Genomic DNA, 17,502 nt, shown 5'->3' on the forward strand with positions numbered 1-17,502 from the left:
TGTTTAATGACTTTCCTTTGAATTAAAAAACTGAATCAGGGATTCTTTTGAAATCGCAAAAATACCATGGCCGCCTTGAGCAAAGCTCAGCCATTGTACCTCAAGTCCTGCAAAACGGTGCTGCATGTGTACTTCACTGTTTCCCACCTCGACAAACATCCAGCCACCCTCATTAAGATAGTCAGGCGCTTGTTTAAGCATGTGTTCGACTAAATCAAGGCCATCATTGCCTGCCGCTAAAGCCAGTTCTGGCTCGTGTTGAAACTCGTCGGGCAAGTCGGCCATATCTTCAGCATCAACATAGGGAGGGTTGGAAACAATGAGATCGTAGCGCTGGCCTTGTAAGCTGCTGAACAGATCCGATTCAATAGGATACACCCTGTCTGATAGTTGATGCTCCTGAATGTTCATATCTGCCACTTCAAGCGCTTCAGGACTTATATCAACCGCGTCAATTTGCGCATCCGGATACTGATGTGCTAAGGCTATGGCAATACATCCGCCACCGGTACACATATCTAAAATTGTTGCCGGAGACCCCGTCAGAAAAGGTTCAAAGCGACTTTCGATAAGCTCGGCAAATGGCGAACGGGGTATCAATACCCGTTCGTCGACATAAAATGGCAACCCACAAAACCAGGCTTCATTAGTAATATAAGGTAGTGGCAACCGAGTCTGAACCCGTTTTAAAACCAGCTCGGCAATCATTTCACGCTCGCTTTTGGTTAACCGCGCCGAAAACAAACCGTCTCCGGTCTGGGCAGGCAGGTTTTGGGGTAAATGCAAACCGTATAAAACCAACGAAACTGCTTCATCCCAGGCATTGTCGGTACCATGACCGAAATACAATTGAGCATCATTGAATCGGCTAACCGACCAGCGCACCATATCTAATATACAGTGAAGATCGTTTATAGCTTCATCCAGATAAATTTTGTCTGTCATCAGGCACCCGGTACATCCGCTAAAATAAAGCTGGTATCATACCCAAAGATAACCAGCGCGCCCATGACTAATTTGGCCGCACCGACACGAATTTGAACATATCCGGGCGCAACACAGGCAACGCTTCGTACAAAAAAGGTTAGCATGGCAGACGATACTTTTGACAAGGGTTCACCAGACGAAGATTTTGCACTGTTTCGTGAAACCATGGGCGCGGTAAAGCCTTTATCACAAGATAAAGTAACCCCATACAAAACCCTTTCGTCTACACCCGCTCAAAAGGCGCGGCGACGCGATCAGGCTGAACAGCGACAGGCCACAGCAAGCTTTGCTTTTTCAGATATTTATCAGGCAGCTTTGCCTGAACAGGGACCCATGCGCTATTGCCGCGAGAATGTATCCACCCACTACCTGAAACAATTGCGCCGGGGCGACTATTACCCTGAGCTGATTCTTGATTTACATGGCCTGACCCGTGAATCTGCCAAACTAGAGCTTAGCGCGTTATTGCATACCGCTCATAAACAATTGATTAACTGTGTGGGGGTGGTGCATGGCATTGGTTCAGGTGTGCTCAAGCGAGCTTTACCTCACTTATTGGTCCAGCATCCTCATGTTATGGCATTTCATCAGGCTCCCCTTGAACACGGGGGCCAGGGAGCGCTGCTGGTATTGGTAGAAACTGCCGAACCTACACATTTTAAATAATCCGCAAACTGCTGTGTGCTTGTTAAAACCTAGCGCGTTTTTGTTTTATTCAGTACGTTAGCCTACGCTATATCTTGAGTACTTGCTGGCCAGGTACATCATTATTGCGTGGTATTGGCGAATCGACTTTCTTTTATGAATACAAGGCTATTGGTCAATGCTTCAGCATCGCGATAACTGGTTACCTTATTTTTTTGCCAACGTTAACTGACATTTAAAGCCTACCCATTAAAGCCTACCCGCAAAAGAAAATAAAAATACACAGTCGCTATTGCAAATCATTATCATTTGCAATAACCTGAGTTTGCCTGTTTGGCGTTAAGGTGATTTAACGGTCTTGGCTTAACGCCCGTGCTGGGTAGGTGTGTGGTGCGCTTGCTCAGCCCTTTTTTACGTAAACAACCGCATAAACCAGTTTTTCTTTAAGTCTTCTTCGCAGGTCTTTAACTGTGAGGCGTAACGAAGCGAGCGTGACTTTACTTTAGAAGCAACTTTTTTCAACCAGGGTTTACGATCGTAACTTCGACGTTTGTAGCCGCCCCACCCTTCGTGATAATTCAAATACTGTGCGTAAGCGTCCCATTTTGAGGTGCCGTTTATCAAATAGGCTTTATAAATAAACCAGCCCATAAAATCCATGGCATCGTCAAAGTCGTCGCGGTCAGCCCAGCTATTGCCGGTTTCATTGATATAATCGCTCCAGGTCATGGTTTTAGCCTGGGAATAACCGTAGGCGGTACTTACCCGTCCCCAAGGAATCAAGCCAAAAAAAACATAATCTCTGGGGGGTAAAGCGTTGTGTCTGAAAGAGCTTTCCTGATACATCATCGCCATAGGAACATGGATAGGAACCCCCCACTTATCGCGAGAGTCGGCTGCCGCATCGTACCAGTCATTTTTTTCGTCAAAGATTTTGCAAATGTTACTAATATCTTTAGGCGGTGCGGTAGCGCAACTTGTTAATAGTAAGCAAGCCAGCCCTGCTACAAAAAACTGATAAATAGATTTGAACTTTTCTGACATCGCGTGTCCAAACAATTGTTCTAGCAAAATGTGTGTTTCCCTGGAACGCTTTGAACGCCTGACATTGTCAGGCGTTTTTTTTCGCCGGCGGTTCATTGAAATAATTACGAATAAATGTTTCAAAGTCCTCCTCGTCAGCGTCTTCAATCTTTTTTTGTGCCTGCAACGAAGATTTCGCCAGCTCTTGAAAGTCGTTCTCATTCTGGTGAGTATAATCTAGCTTAGCATAAGCCTGGGCATATTCTTTGGCCAGCAAAAGTCCTAATGCAGAATTATCAGCATCATCTTTTAGCAGCATGTCCATAATTTGCCCTGAAGGCGTTTTTGCCGGATCCGCTAACTTAGCGCGTTCCACGGCCACCGCGGTAGTGTAGTTTTGGGTATCGTAGGCATTATCAAAAATGGCGGCGACTTGTTCAAACTTATCAAACAGCTCTGCGGCCCAATGCAGCATTGTAACCTCGTTACCCTGATGGCTTAGCGTTAATTCAGGATCGCGGCCTTCCAATACCACTTTGTTCATATTATCGCGGGCGGTAGCAATGGTTTCTAAGGTCAACTCTTCACTGGGCATTAACAAGCAGGTAACCAGATACACATCTAAAAAGTCCATCTGCTGTTGGTCAATACCATTAGGGTCGAACGGATTAATGTCTAACGCGCGTACCTCTATATAACTAATACCACGACGCACCAGAGCATCAGAGGGTTTTTCCATCGCTTGTGTGGGTTGCTTTGGACGAATCGGTGCATACAATTCGTTTTCAATTTGCAAAATATTGTGACTCAGTTGTTGCCAGTGCCCCTCTTCTCCCGCGGCATATTGACTAAAACGGGTTGACGGTCGTTGCATGGCATCACGCAACAAACGTACGTAGTTATCAAGTTCGTTGTAACAAATCTCAAGGGATGACTGTTCTGCGTTGGTATAACCCAAATCACTCATTCGCAGAGAAGTTGCATAAGGCATGTAGTACGTACCTTTACCCACTTTTTTGAAAGGAAGCTTATGTTCTTTACCTTTTAAAAATGAGCTACACAACGCAGGGGATGCCCCGAATAAATAAGGAATTAACCAACATGTGCGACGATAGTTACGAATAAGGGCAAAATAATCCGCATCAATTTGTTGTTGAGAAGGCGATGTATTATGCAGCTGCGCCCACTGCTTCCAAAAATCGGCAGATAAAGAAAAGTTAAAATGAACGCCTGAGATGGCCTGCATCATACTGCCATAGCGGTTTTTTAAACCAATACGATAGACCTGCTTCATTTTACCTACATTGGAAGAACCAAAATTAGCGATAGGAATACCGTTATCGTCATCAATAAAGCAAGGCATACTCATTGGCCAAAGCAATTCGTTATCAAGCTTACTAAGTACAAATTTGTGGATATCATTTAACTGCTCTACGGTCGTTTTTGACGATTCAGCAGGGGGAGTGATAAATTCAAGCAAAGACTCTGAAAAGTCTGTGGTAATACTTTCGTGGGTTAACGCCGAACCCAACACCTTGGGGTGCTCAGCCTGAGACAGGGCGCCACTGGGTTTAATTCGCAGTCCTTCACGTTCTACCCCACGTTTAATTTGAGTCAGGCTTTTGGCAAAACCGGAAGATTGCAAGGCAGCCAGGCGCTGCTCGAAGTTCAGTTCAGTCACAGTCAAATCTTCATCCGTTTATTTAAAATGCTCAACCCAAATAAGGCTGAGCATAAACAAATCAATTGTGGCGCACCGACTATACGATGAACCGCGTATTTATGGTGTTAATTGGCGACGGCTATTATCCTGTAGCGACAACTCGACAATTGGCATATTCAAACCCTGAAGCTGTGACAATACCGCCTTTTTATTACCCACCACAACTATCTGCAATTGTTCAGGCGCAAGCTGTTGAGCCGCCAATGTATTTAGCTCTTTTAAAGAAATATTTTTTATAATCTTTAATTGCTCAGTACGATAGTCGGTTGGCAAATCGTAAGCCAGTAACTGACTTAAAAAGCGAGCCTTACTGCTAGGGGTTTCATAGTCTAATGCATCGCCTAAGGTAAATGCATTGCGCATAAATGCCAGCTCTTCAGAAGTCATGCCCGAGGCTTTATAGCGACGTATCTCGTTCAGTATTTCAGTAATTCCGGCCGCGGTATTTTCACCGTTAAGGTCGGCACTGGCTTCAAACCATCCAATTGTTTTGCCCCCTACAAAGGCGGTGCCGGCACCGTAGGTATAGCCTTTATCTTCGCGCAAGTTTAAGTTTATACGACTATTAAACGCGCCTCCCAGTGCAAAGTTCATCAACTTCGATTTAAAATAGTCTCCGGTTGCATCAAATAATGGACCTCGACGGACCAATTTTACAACCGATTGCACGCTATCAGGCTTGTCTACCAGATATATGCTCTGCTGCTGATTTTCAGGAAACGCGGTAAATTGTTCTAATTCGTATTCTGACCCCTGCCACTGGGTTAAAAAAGAAAAATGTTGTTTTACCTCAGCTTCAGACAAATCGCTAACCACCACTGCGTGAGCCTTAGTGGGTGAATAATACTGCTGGTAATAGGCTTTTAAATCATTTAGCTCAATGTTAGCAATAGATTCAAGCGTTCCTTCATCGGGCATACTTACCCTGTTATTAGCGCCAAACAGAAGTAAATCACGCGCTCTTGAAGCAAGTGCCGCACTATTTTTAAGTTGTTGCTGCATGCTTTGGAGTAACTGTCCTTTCAGTCTTGTAAAGTCTGCGTCTGAAAAGGCCGGACGATATAGCTTTTCTTCTAAAAGCGCGAGCGTAGGCTGTAAGTTTTTAGTTAACGCTGACACCTTGACCTGGGTATAACGTCCTTCGCTACTAAAGTGAATTTGACTTCCTAATTTAGCCAGCTCATTCGCCAGTGTTTCGTTTGAATAATTTTCGGTCGACTCGTTCATCATCATGGCGGTCAATGCTGCAGTACCGGCTTTTTCAAGCGGATCCATAATAACCCCGCCTTCCATTCGTAAGGTAAAAGTGACCGTGGGGGTTTCGCTACTGGTGATGCCCAACAAGGGAATATCATTAGGTAGCTGGGTTTCCCAGAACGACGGAACGGTGACTATAGGTGCCGGGCCTGCATCCGGGACCACCGAACGATTGAACGTGTCCGGCTTAGGAGCAGCAGTTATCTGTGAAGTGGTATCTGAGGATTCTATATTACGCTCTGGCACAGTAAAGTTTTGTGGTTTAACAGCCAGTTTAGTACGGCCTTTTGGCACCACGCTTAAATAAACACCATGTCCTTTTTTGATATATTTACGATAAACCCGCATCACATCATTGGCCGTAACTTCGTTATAGCGCTTGATATCTTCGGAGATGAGATCTGGCTGATTTTGAAAAGTTTGTCCGCTCGCCAATGCCGAAACTTTGCCGGCGACGCTTTGAAGACCAAATACGGTGGAAGCTTCTATTGATGCTTTTGTTCTGGCCAGGTCATCGGGCTTCACACCACGTTCTTCAAACTCGCTTAATGTTTGCGCGATAAGCTGATTAAGCTGGGCCAGATCTTTTGTTTTGGCCGGATTCGCAAGCGCCAGTATTTGAAATTCACAGGCCAGCTCTTTGCAAGGATGATTGACCCCTGCCTGTACGGCCACCCCGGCCTTTACCAGATTTTTATACAATAAGGACGTTTTACCTCCCCCCAAAATGTTTGATAAAACATCAAGGGGTGCTTCGTCTTCGTGACGGGCGTAAACCGTTGGGTAGGTAATTTGCAATAATGGCAGGTGCACATTATCTTGCAAGGTAATATACCGGTCTTGCGCTAAAGTGACGGGCTCAGGTTGCGCACTTTCTACTGCCGGCCCTTTTGCTATGGGCCCAAAATACTGTTCGACCCACGCTTTTGTCTGCGCAATATCAATATCACCGCCAATGGTCAAAACCGCATTGTTAGGTCCATACCAGCGCTTAAAAAATGCTTTCAGATCGTTTACATCAACCCGGTCCAGGTCGGCCACATAGCCAATGGGTAACCAGGAATACGGATGACCAGATGGATAAAGTGCTTCAACGGTTCGTTCGTGACGCAACCCATACGGTTGGTTGTCTACCCGCTGGGCCCGTTCATTTTTAACGGTTTCACGCTGATTTTCAAATTTTTGCTGGTCAACTGCCGGCAATAAATACCCCATACGATCCGCTTCTAGCCATAACACTTTTTCAAGCTGATTAGCCGGTACACTGGCATAATAATTAGTGCGATCGTTGTTTGTAGAGCCGTTTAAATTGCCCCCCGCTTCAGTAACAATCTGGAAATGCTGTTCGTCGGCGACATTTTGCGACCCCTGAAACATCATATGTTCAAAAAAATGCGCAAAGCCTGATTTACCTGGCTCTTCGCGCGCCGACCCCACATGATAAGTCACATCTACATGTACCAATGGGTCAGAATTATCTTCATGTAAAATAACTACCAGGCCATTATCCAGCTCATAGCGCTGATAATTAATACTCACTGCGGATTTTTCAGCGGCAGCAGTTGACTCTATGGTGCTCGAATTGCCAGACTTTGATTGAGAGTTGCTTTGTTGCTGACAAGCTCCTAACAATAATAAGCTACTTATCATTGCAGAAATGGTAAAAACAGGGGTTAACGACATTTTACTTCCTTTTATATAATGTTGTTTTGTGAATTTCCCCGAAACACACAAAGAGTTGCTCTTGCAACCTGCCGCTGAATTACGGGGGGTTACAAAAATGTCACTGAGCCAGCAGTTATGGTCAGATTACCAGAATATCAGGTAAATGGCCTTAGCTCATCCAACTGAAATGTATCAATTTGTCGCAGCTTGCCCTACAATTTGCTAATAAGGTACAAGGAAAAATCATGAATAGCACACCTCAAATTATTGACCTGGATTTCGGCCTTTCTCAATTAAGTGGTAACCGCACTTTGTTGCTGAAGTTACTACAAAAATTTGCAGATGAATATCGTCAACTTCCAGCGCAGCTAGACCAGGCGTTTAAAGATGATCGCTGGGACGATGCCCGTGTACTGGTTCATACATTAAAAGGTGTAGCCGGAAATCTGGGTTGCAATGCCCTGTTTGAAGAAGCCCGGGCGTTTGAAAACCATTTAAAAGATCAAGCCAGCGTGCCCGACAATGTAGCGCAGTTCAGTCAGGCGCATCAACTGACCTTGAGTACTATTGATGAGCTTAACGGCCACACGGTTCAGACGCCTACCGCAGAATCTGATAACATCCAAAAACAAGCATTACTTGGGGCATTAAAGCAACACGAATTTATTCCTCAGTCACAATTAGACAACTGGCTTAATTCACTCAGTTTTGACGAAAGTACGAAAAACGAGATACGCGACGCGATTGACGAACTTGATTATGAACAGGCGATAGAACTTATAGAACGCTAAATGCCGGAGCCAACAATTTTATTTACACACCCCGACTTTTATGTGGTCGATAAACCTGTGGGTGTGACCATGCACGATAAACAGTGCGGTATTGTTTCGCAAGTTCAGGCCCTGGTCGACGATGACCACTTGCATCTGTGTCATCGTCTTGACGATGGGACCTCGGGCTGTTTGATACTGGCGCGACATGCACAGGCGGCTGCGACTATAGGCAAGTTGTTTGCTACCCACCAGGTGCAAAAATATTACCTGGCTGTAGCGTCCTCCAAACCAAAGAAAAAACAGGGTACCGTGGCCGGAGATATGAAAAATCGCCGCCAGGGTCAGCATGTTTTATTAAAAACCCAGTCGCATCCGGCAGTAACGCAGTTTTTCAGCCAAGCCACGGTGCCCGGCGTGCGGGGTTTTGTGGTTAAACCTTTAACCGGTAAAACACACCAGATTCGGGTAGCACTAAAAAGCCTTGGTTCCCCGATAATGGGTGATGTCTTATATAAAGGCACTTCAGCCGAACGACTGTATTTACATGCCTGGCAAATTGTATTTAAATATAACCAAAGCTTGATTCATGTCACCAGCCCCCCTTTTGGTGCACATTTCGAATCAGTAGAATTTGGACAATGGCTAGATTCACTGGGACCGGTCACCCAGCTCCAATGGCCTGATTATCAGTTACCAAATTAACATTTACAGGAAACCTGAATGCCTCTTCCCAACCTGGGTCGAATTCATATTGTAGGCAGTGGCGCTATCGGTTCGCTTATTGCCGTTGGCGCGCAGCATAACAACATTGCTTATAGTCTTTCGCCGCGCAGAGCCGACCAGCTGACTCAGCGACTTATTACCTATAGTGGGCAATCGATATTATTAAACCAAAATCTTCCAGAGCCTGAAAAACTGGCCGAAACAGACTTATTGATTATGCCTGTTAAAGCGCATCAGCTGGCTCAGGCCGCGGCCCAATGGCAACCTAGAATACAGGATAATACGCCTGTTTTATTGGTGCACAATGGGATGGGAGGATTAGAGTCGGTACGTGAAGTATTGAAAAAGCAACCCATCTATCTGGCCACCACCAGCCATGGGGCAATGAAAATCAATCAACACGAAGTTAAGCATACCGGGTTTGGTCGCACTATGGTTGGCGAAGCCCCGGATAATCGCAATGGCTCTGGTGAACAAAGCGAAATGGTGATGAAAGTTCTTAGTCGCTGCTTACAGCCGGTTACCTGGCAAGAAGATATTGAGCGGGCTTTATGGACTAAACTGGCTATTAACGCGGTAATTAATCCCCTGACAGCAATTTATGATATTACCAACGGCAAACTCGACAGCTTACAGTTTCGGGGGCAAATCGGCGACATTTGCGATGAAGTCGCGCAAGTTGCCCAGGCGTGTAAGATTGATCTAACCTCTGATTTTCTAAAAGAGAATGTACAGCTGATCATCGCGAATACTGCGAATAACTATTCAAGTATGCACCAGGATATTTCGGCTAAACGGACAAGCGAAAACGATGCCATCAACGGATTTATTGTAAAACAGGCCGAAAAAAAAGGTATCGACGTTCCCGTCAATACCTTCTTACATAATAAAATAAAGTCGCTAGAGAAAAATTATTCCTGAGCTTGCGGCTTCATATGCGGAAATAAAATAACATCTTTTATGGTAGGGCTGTCGGTAAACAACATCGCTAACCGGTCAATACCAATACCCTGCCCTGCGGTTGGCGGTAAGCCAAACTCCAGCGCCCGAATATAGTCCTCGTCAAAGTGCATGGCTTCATCATCGCCAGCATCTTTTTCTTCAACCTGTTTGCGAAAACGTTCGGCCTGGTCAGCTGAATCGTTTAACTCACTAAATCCGTTAGCCAGCTCACGTCCGCCCACAAAAAATTCAAAGCGATCGGTAATAAACGGATTATCATCGTTGCGTCGTGCCAGCGGAGATACTTCCCACGGGTACTCGGTAATAAACGTTGGCTGTTCCAGCTGTTCTTCGGCAGTGGCTTCAAAAATTTCGCACAAATACTTACCAGGGCCCCAAATACCGTCTACTTCGGGCTCTTTGATATGTAGCTGTTTGGCCATTGCTTTAAGCTCGTCCAAATGGGCTTCTGGGTCGCGAATAGCCGCTTCGTTGGCGTCTGGCCAGTATTTTAAAATAGCCTCGCCCATGCTAAGGCGCACAAACGGCTGACCAAAATCATACTGCTTGGTATCGGTCACCTCACCGCTGCTGTTACGCACGGTGTTTTCCAGCTTGGTAGAGCCCAGAATATTTTGCGCCAGCGTGCGCAGCATATCTTCTGTCAGATTCATCAGATCGTTGTAGTCAGCGTATGCCTGATAAAACTCCAGCATGGTAAATTCAGGATTATGACGCGTTGATAATCCTTCATTTCTAAAGTTGCGATTGATTTCAAATACCCGCTCAAGGCCGCCCACTACCAAACGCTTTAAATACAGCTCAGGGGCAATACGCAGATACATATCAATATCCATCGCATTGTGATGGGTAGTAAACGGCTTAGCCGTAGCGCCACCCGGGATCACCTGCAGCATCGGGGTTTCCACCTCAATGAATTTGCGCTCGGTCAAATACTGGCGAATACCGTTGATCAACGCGCTGCGAATGCGAAAGGTTTCACGGGTTTTATCACTGGTGATAAGGTCAACATAACGCTGACGATATTTAGTTTCCTGATCGCTTAAACCGTGAAACTTTTCAGGCAATGGGCGCAAGGCTTTAGTCAGCAATTGGTATTGCGCCATATCTACGTACAAATCACCCTTACCAGACTTATGCAGTACGCCCGACACACCAATAATATCGCCGATATCCAGCGCGCCATAACGGGCTTTGATGTCTTTCTGGGTATCTTTAGCAGCATAGGACTGAATGCGCCCGCTCATGTCCTGAAGCAACAAAAACGGCCCACGTTTGGCCATAATGCGTCCCGCAATACTGACTTTATGCTGTTGTTCGGCTAACGTTTCTTTGTCCAGCTCACCAAATTTTTGCTGCAAATCGTCAGCGTAATGCTCGCGACGAAAGTCATTAGGAAAACCGTTAGATTTGCAGTTTTCACGAATTGCGCTCAGTTTAGCCCGGCGCTCGGCAATTAATCGATTTTCGTCTTGTTGGTCGGTCATAACCTAATCGCTTGTGTTGTTAAAGCCCGGACTTCAGGCTGGCTTCAATAAATTTGTCTAAATCACCGTCTAAAACCGCTTGGGTATTGCGGTTTTCTATACCGGTACGTAAATCTTTAATACGTGAGTCATCAAGCACGTACGAACGAATCTGGCTACCCCAGCCAATATCAGACTTGCTCTCTTCCAGCGCCTGCTTTTCAGCATTTTGCTTTTGTAGCTCAAACTCATAAATTTTGGCTTTTAGCTGCTTCATCGCCTGATCTTTATTTTTATGCTGCGAGCGGTCATTTTGGCACTGCACCACTATTCCGGTGGGTTCGTGGGTGATCCGTACCGCTGAATCGGTTCGGTTTACGTGCTGACCACCTGCGCCTGAGGCGCGGTAAGTATCGATTCGCAGATCAGAAGGATTGATATCCACGTCAATATCATCATCCACTTCAGGGTACACAAATGCAGACGAAAAAGAGGTATGGCGGCGATTGCCCGAGTCAAAAGGAGACTTTCTTACCAGCCGGTGCACACCGGTTTCAGTACGCAGCCAGCCAAAGGCATACTCGCCTTCAAAACGCACAGTCGCACTTTTGATGCCCGCCACATCGCCTTCTGACAATTCAATAATTTCGGTTTTTAAACCGTGAGCTTCGCCCCAGCGCAGGTACATTCTTAGCAGCATATTCGCCCAGTCCTGGGCTTCGGTTCCGCCTGAGCCAGACTGTAAATCAAGATAGCAGTCAGCAGCATCATTAGGGCCTGAGAACATCCGGCGAAACTCTAATCCTTCAAGCTTTTTGAGTAATGTTTCTAACTCAACCTTCGCTTCTTCAAAGGTTTCTTCGTCATCAGCTTCAATGGCCAGCTCAACTAAACCATCGATATCTTCAGCACCTTGCTCAAGCTGAACGACAGTATCGACAATGAGTTCTAACGCTACTTTTTCTTTACCTAACGCCTGGGCCCGCTCGGGGTCGTTCCATACGTCGGGGTTTTCAAGTTCACGATTAACTTCTTCTAAACGCTCTGACTTTGCATCGTAGTCAAAGATACCCCCTAAGCGCTTCGGTGCGCTGGCGAATATCGACTATGGCGTTTTGAACAGGGTTTGTTTCCAACATAATCCGCTACATTCAGATAAAAATTGAGACCGCGAATAGTAACGAAAATAGTGAAATTTTGATAGCGGTAAGCACAAAAAGAAATTGCCACTAAAGCCGTATTATCGGCTTTAGTGGCTTAATGCGGAACTAATTGTTAATTAGCATTAATATTAGCGCACAGTTTGGCCGTATCTGCGCCCAGTTTTTTGAGCTGTTTAATGGTTTTTTCATTAGCCACATTGCCCTCTTCGTCGAGCAGGGAATCAACTTTGGCAATCGCTTTTTGGTTTGGGTGAACCAGCACCCCCACATTCTCAAGCAACATACGCAGGGCCATTAACACCCGCAACCCGCCTAACCCGCCCGCTGACGCCGCCATAATACCGGCCGCCTTGCCACGATATGCCTGCATCATAGACTCACCTTCTGCTGCGCGTGAGGCCCAGTCCAGGGTGTTTTTCAAAAGCGCGGGGTAACTGCTATTGTATTCGGGCGAGGCGATAAGAAAGCCATCATGCTCAATCATCAGTTCTTTAAATGCCTGTGCCCGTTCTGGAATTCCCTGCTCGGTTTCTTCGTCCTCGTTAAATATCGGCATGGCATAGTCAACCAAATCGATTAAGGTTACCTCGGCGCCTGCCTCTTCGGCGCCTTGCGCGGCAACCTTTAAAATAGCTTTATTGAATGAATTACGGCGTGTACTGCCACAAAAAGCGAGAAGTTTTGGCATTATTTTTATTCCTTAAAAAAAAGGGCTGTTGTAGACAACAGCCCTTTAGTCAACAATGTACAATTGCATTATTTTGTAATGGCTTAGTACTTAGTTTACATTTTTTCCAGGGTTTCGATACCCAGTAGGGACAAGCCCAGTGCCATGGTATTGGAAACCAAAGCTGCCAGGGCTAAGCGACTCTGGCGTACCTGCACCGGAGTGTCATCACGCAAAATCGGACATGCTTCATAGAAACTCATGAAACTGCTGGCTAAATCATACAAATAAGCACACATAACATGCGGAGTAACATCGCGGCCCACTACATTGATGGTTTCTTCAAACTGCAATAGCTGCACGGCCAACACATGTTCTTGCTTTTCGTTTAGCGAGATGTCTATTGGTAAGTCAGCTAACGAAACACCGGCTTTTCTGAAAATACTTTTTACCCGGGTAAAAGCATATTGCAGATAAGGGGCCGTATTTCCTTCAAAACTTAACATGGTATCCCAGTTAAACACATAATCGGTGGTGCGGTTTTTACTTAAGTCCGCGTATTTTACCGCGCCAATACCAACTTTGCGTCCAACCTCGGCAAGCTCTTGTTCAGTTAACTCGTTGTCACGCTGTGCAATTAAATTGCGAGCCCGTTCTACGGCTTCATCTAACAACTCAACCAGCTTAACGGTGCCGCCAGTTCGGGTTTTAAAAGGTCTACCATCGCTGCCTAACATCATGCCAAACGGACAATGTTCGTAGCTTTGTTCAGGCGCCATAAAGCCAGCTTTACGGCCGACAATTTCAGTTTGCCTGAAATGCAATGCCTGGCGGGCATCAGTAAGTATCAGGGTTCTGTCGGCGTTCAGCTTACCACTGCGATAACGCATTGCGGCCAGGTCGGTCGTAGCATACAGGTAGCCGCCACCTGACTTTTGCACGATGTAAACAGCAGGATTGCCTTCTTTATCGGCCAGCTCTTCAATAAAGACGACCTGAGCCCCCTGATCTTCTACCGCAATGCCTTTTTCTTTTAAATCAGACACTACCTGGGCTAAATCGTGATTGTAAGCCGACTCTCCCATTATATGGTCGCGGGTCAGGCTAACATTAAGCTTTTCGTATACTTCTTCACTATGGGTAATCGATACATCAATAAACTGTTCCCACAACGCCAGACAGGCTTTATCGCCGCCTTGCAGTTTAACCACAAACTCGCGGGCCCGGTCAGCAAAGTCGGCTTCCTGATCAAAGCGGATTTTCGCCTCACGATAAAAGTCTTCTAAATCGGACAGTGCTGTTTCGGCCATTTGATTGTTTTGTAGCTTGTCGTGCAAATGCGCCAGTAACATACCAAATTGGGTTCCCCAGTCGCCCATGTGGTTTTGGCGAATGACGTTATGACCCAAAAATTCAAGCAGCTTTACTACGCTGTCACCAATAATAGTGGTACGCAGGTGACCTACGTGCATCTCTTTGGCTAGGTTAGGCGAAGAATAATCAACCACCACATTTTGCTTTGGCTGTTTGGCCACACCCAGGCGCGGGTCGTGTATGGCAAGTTCACACTGGTTTGCCAGCCAGCGGTCGCTTAAATGAATATTAATAAATCCAGGGCCGGCCACTTCGAGTTTGTCGGCCACATCGTCTAGCTTTACCCGCTCAACAATCTTGTCGGCAATATCACGCGGCTTTTGCTTAAGCCGTTTGGCCAGGGCCATCGCCCCATTAAACTGGTATTCGCCAAATTCCGGGCGAGCGCTGCGGGCAATAGGAACCGGAGCATCAGCGGCGTTCAGTTCGGTTAAGGCTTCTTTAAACCGGCTGATTAATAATGCATGTATATTCATAGTTGTGTCTTAGTGTTCCCGGGTGTGGGTAAATTGGATGTCGGGGTAACGCTCTTGCGCCAGTTGCAAATTCACCATGGTTGGAGCGATATAGGTTAGGTTATCTCCGCCATCAAGGGCCAGGTTTTGTCCGGCTTTGCGCTGAAACTCTTCTAGTTTTCGGGCGTCTTCGCTGTAAACCCAGCGCGCGGTATTAACGCTGATATGCTCATAAATCGCTTCAACATTATACTCGGCTTTTAGCCTGGCAACGACCACATCAAACTGCAGCACACCCACTGCGCCCACAATTAAGTCGTTGTTAATAAGCGGACGAAAAACCTGTACTGCGCCTTCTTCAGACAACTGTATAAGGCCTTTTAATAACTGCTTTTGTTTTAACGGATCGCGCAAACGAATACGTTTGAACAATTCAGGTGCAAAATTAGGAATGCCCGAAAATCGAAAATTATCGCCGGCGGTAAATGTATCACCAATACGAATAGTGCCGTGGTTATGCAAACCAATAATATCGCCTGCGTACGCCTCTTCAAGCAGTGACCGGTCGCCGGCCAAAAAGGTCAGCGCATCGGCAATACGGATATCTTTACCAATGCGGGTATGTTTCATTTTCATGCCTTTTTCGTATTTTCCCGATACAATTCGGCAAAAGGCGATGCGGTCGCGGTGTTTAGGGTCCATATTTGCCTGAATTTTAAATACAAAGCCGCTAAACCCGGGCGAGTCGGACTCTACTCTGCCCTCTTCGGTCTCACGACCTAAAGGCGCTGGTGCCCACTCAACTAATCCATCAAGCATATGGTCTACGCCAAAGTTACCTAACGCGGTACCAAAAAACACCGGTGTTATTTCACCTGCCATAAACAGTTCATGATCAAATTCGTTCGAAGCGCCGACCACCAGCTCCAGTTCGTCGCGCAGGGTTTGCACTAAGTCACTGCCTACCGCTTCATCAAGCTCACTATTATCAATGCCTTTTATAATACGGACATCCTGAATAGTATGACCCTGCCCGCTTTTATATAAAATGGCTTCGTTACGGTGCAGATGATATACCCCTTTAAAGCTTTTACCGCTACCAATGGGCCAGGTAATGGGGGCACACGCGATACTTAGCTCGGTCTCAACCTCGTCTAACAACTCCATTGGGTCGCGAATGTCACGATCCAGCTTATTCATAAAGGTAATAATAGGTGTGTCGCGCAGACGGGTAACTTCCATCAACTTACGCGTTCGGGCTTCGACCCCTTTGGCAGCATCAATAACCATCACGCACGAGTCTACCGCAGTTAATGTACGATATGTGTCTTCTGAAAAGTCTTCGTGTCCTGGTGTGTCTAAAAGATTAACCAGATGTTCACGATAAGGAAATTGCATCACCGAGGTAGTAACCGAGATGCCCCGCTCTTTTTCCATTTCCATCCAGTCAGACTTTGCGTGCTGGCCCGACTTTTTGCCCTTGACGGTTCCGGCTTTTTGTAATGCATTGCCGAACAATAAGACTTTTTCAGTGATAGTCGTTTTACCCGCATCGGGGTGCGATATAATAGCAAACGTGCGTCTCTTACTGATTTCTAAAGATATTGCGCTCATAAAAATTTAATCTGGGTTTCTGGTGCCGCTACGGTTACCGTAAAGTCTTTCTTGGCATTTCTCGGCATTGTTTAATTGGGTGGCGAATGATAACAAAAAAAAGGAGCGTTTAGCCTCTTTTTTGATAGGCTTGGGACATGAAAAGTCATTTTATAGCAGTCAAAACTTGAAAATTTCTGATTAACCGTAGCGATTTTTGATTGCATTGGTAAAACGAGCTAAAAAAGATTTTTGGCTTTCTAAAGCGTAATCTTTCATACGAACTTTCGTGTCATTTCTATAATCTTTCGTAAGCTCAAGGACTTTACTTTGTGTAAACGAAAAAATATCCTGTATAGAGCTAAAAGACTGTAGCGTGTTACTATCGTCTGCGACAAATGGTAACTCTTCTGCCGAAAACAAAAAACAACTCAAATGATCTTCCAATTCATCTATTACCTCTGTCACTGATTTTGAATAAGTTTCACCATATGGAATATTTGACAATAAATTCAAGGAGAGCTGAAGCTCAGTAGTGGCATCAGTAAGTTGTTCGATACTTTTCTCAATGATAGTAATAATATCCTGTTCAGCTTCTTCACAAAGGGGAGATAAACTTTTAAACTTAAGATGCTGTTGGCTTATAAAATCAAAAATTGGATTAAGAATCTTAGGGGTAATAAATTCTTTGAACCAAAAGTTATCAATTTCATTTAAAAACTGGTCTTCAAGTCGGTTCAGTCTGCCAACTCTGTTACTTTTAATAGTGTATACTAAAGCCAATAAAGCAACCAATGGAGTTAATAAATATAGAACATCTTTCAATTCCCAGCTAATCTCGAGAAATTTATCTTGCTTTATTACTTCTTCTTTTTTTTTCACCTCACATGATTCTTTCTTTGAATCACAAACCCCAAAATTTTGAACTAAATTTTCAATCTTTTGCGCTGAAATTTTTTTGTCATCTGCTAAAATATCAAGTGTGAAAACTAAAGTAATAAAAAATATAAATATTCGCAAGTTAT

15 protein-coding genes are annotated in these 17,502 nt (G+C 45.3%); 4 read left to right on the top strand and 11 right to left on the bottom strand.

Annotated elements, in window-relative coordinates:
- Window positions 1–3: 3 nt before the first annotated feature.
- Entirely contained in the window at window positions 4–945 is a 942-nt protein-coding gene (gene prmB, locus JK130_RS05010) for a 50S ribosomal protein L3 N(5)-glutamine methyltransferase (RefSeq protein WP_218353122.1), read from the bottom strand.
- Window positions 945–1,091 (bottom strand): hypothetical protein, encoded by a 147-nt coding sequence (locus tag JK130_RS05015; RefSeq protein ID WP_218353123.1) that lies wholly within the window; start codon window positions 1,089–1,091, stop codon window positions 945–947. Before JK130_RS05015 ends, prmB begins: the two co-directional genes overlap by 1 nt.
- Here JK130_RS05015 and smrB point away from each other — a divergent pair.
- Window positions 1,090–1,653, top strand: a complete 564-nt coding sequence (smrB, locus tag JK130_RS05020) for an endonuclease SmrB (protein ID WP_218353124.1) — start codon at window positions 1,090–1,092, stop codon at window positions 1,651–1,653. The two genes, JK130_RS05015 and smrB, sit on opposite strands and share 2 nt — an antisense overlap.
- Window positions 1,654–2,043: 390 nt before the next feature.
- On the opposite strand, the gene JK130_RS05025 is transcribed toward smrB, so the two are convergent.
- The 3 genes from JK130_RS05025 to JK130_RS05035 all read right to left on the bottom strand — a co-directional run bounded on the left by JK130_RS05025 (window position 2,044) and on the right by JK130_RS05035 (window position 7,318).
- Window positions 2,044–2,676, bottom strand: a complete 633-nt coding sequence (locus JK130_RS05025) for a transglycosylase SLT domain-containing protein (protein WP_218353263.1) — start codon at window positions 2,674–2,676, stop codon at window positions 2,044–2,046.
- 67 nt (window positions 2,677–2,743) lie between these two features.
- Entirely contained in the window at window positions 2,744–4,342 is a 1,599-nt protein-coding gene (gene gshA, locus JK130_RS05030) for a glutamate--cysteine ligase (RefSeq protein ID WP_218353125.1), read from the bottom strand.
- A 93-nt stretch (window positions 4,343–4,435) separates the two neighbouring features.
- The gene (locus tag JK130_RS05035) at window positions 4,436–7,318 is read right to left on the bottom strand and encodes a M16 family metallopeptidase (RefSeq protein ID WP_246587699.1); all 2,883 of its coding nucleotides are present in this window, start codon (window positions 7,316–7,318) and stop codon (window positions 4,436–4,438) included.
- Window positions 7,319–7,545: 227 nt separating this feature from the next.
- Here JK130_RS05035 and JK130_RS05040 point away from each other — a divergent pair, with 227 nt between their 5' ends.
- From JK130_RS05040 to JK130_RS05050, 3 genes are read left to right on the top strand one after another with little or no spacing between them, the layout of a single operon-like run.
- Window positions 7,546–8,091 (top strand): Hpt domain-containing protein, encoded by a 546-nt coding sequence (locus JK130_RS05040; protein ID WP_218353126.1) that lies wholly within the window; start codon window positions 7,546–7,548, stop codon window positions 8,089–8,091.
- Complete coding sequence (locus JK130_RS05045) at window positions 8,092–8,775, top strand: pseudouridine synthase (RefSeq protein ID WP_218353127.1); 684 nt, start codon at window positions 8,092–8,094, stop codon at window positions 8,773–8,775.
- 18 nt (window positions 8,776–8,793) lie between these two features.
- Window positions 8,794–9,717, top strand: coding sequence for a ketopantoate reductase family protein (locus tag JK130_RS05050; RefSeq protein WP_218353128.1), 924 nt, complete (start codon window positions 8,794–8,796; stop codon window positions 9,715–9,717).
- Here the strand turns inward: JK130_RS05050 and lysS are convergent.
- The 6 genes from lysS to JK130_RS05080 all read right to left on the bottom strand — a co-directional run bounded on the left by lysS (window position 9,708) and on the right by JK130_RS05080 (window position 17,497).
- Window positions 9,708–11,246 (bottom strand): lysine--tRNA ligase, encoded by a 1,539-nt coding sequence (lysS, locus tag JK130_RS05055; protein WP_218353129.1) that lies wholly within the window; start codon window positions 11,244–11,246, stop codon window positions 9,708–9,710. The two genes, JK130_RS05050 and lysS, sit on opposite strands and share 10 nt — an antisense overlap.
- A gap of 19 nt (window positions 11,247–11,265) precedes the next feature.
- A protein-coding gene (gene prfB / locus JK130_RS05060) for a peptide chain release factor 2 (RefSeq protein WP_218353130.1) occupies window positions 11,266–12,364 on the bottom strand; the annotation gives its coding sequence in 2 pieces (ribosomal slippage) (window positions 11,266–12,288 and window positions 12,290–12,364; 1,098 coding nt in all).
- A 136-nt stretch (window positions 12,365–12,500) separates the two neighbouring features.
- The gene (locus tag JK130_RS05065; protein WP_218353131.1) at window positions 12,501–13,076 is read right to left on the bottom strand and encodes an NADPH-dependent FMN reductase; all 576 of its coding nucleotides are present in this window, start codon (window positions 13,074–13,076) and stop codon (window positions 12,501–12,503) included.
- A 95-nt stretch (window positions 13,077–13,171) separates the two neighbouring features.
- Entirely contained in the window at window positions 13,172–14,905 is a 1,734-nt protein-coding gene (gene argS, locus JK130_RS05070) for an arginine--tRNA ligase (protein WP_218353132.1), read from the bottom strand.
- A 9-nt stretch (window positions 14,906–14,914) separates the two neighbouring features.
- Window positions 14,915–16,498, bottom strand: a complete 1,584-nt coding sequence (prfC, locus tag JK130_RS05075) for a peptide chain release factor 3 (RefSeq protein WP_218353133.1) — start codon at window positions 16,496–16,498, stop codon at window positions 14,915–14,917.
- 180 nt (window positions 16,499–16,678) lie between these two features.
- Entirely contained in the window at window positions 16,679–17,497 is an 819-nt protein-coding gene (locus JK130_RS05080; protein ID WP_218353134.1) for a hypothetical protein, read from the bottom strand.
- Window positions 17,498–17,502 lie beyond the last annotated feature (5 nt).

The sequence above is a fragment of the Alteromonas lipotrueiana genome, assembly GCF_019249245.1.
In the GTDB taxonomy this organism is placed as follows: domain Bacteria; phylum Pseudomonadota; class Gammaproteobacteria; order Enterobacterales; family Alteromonadaceae; genus Alteromonas; species Alteromonas lipotrueiana.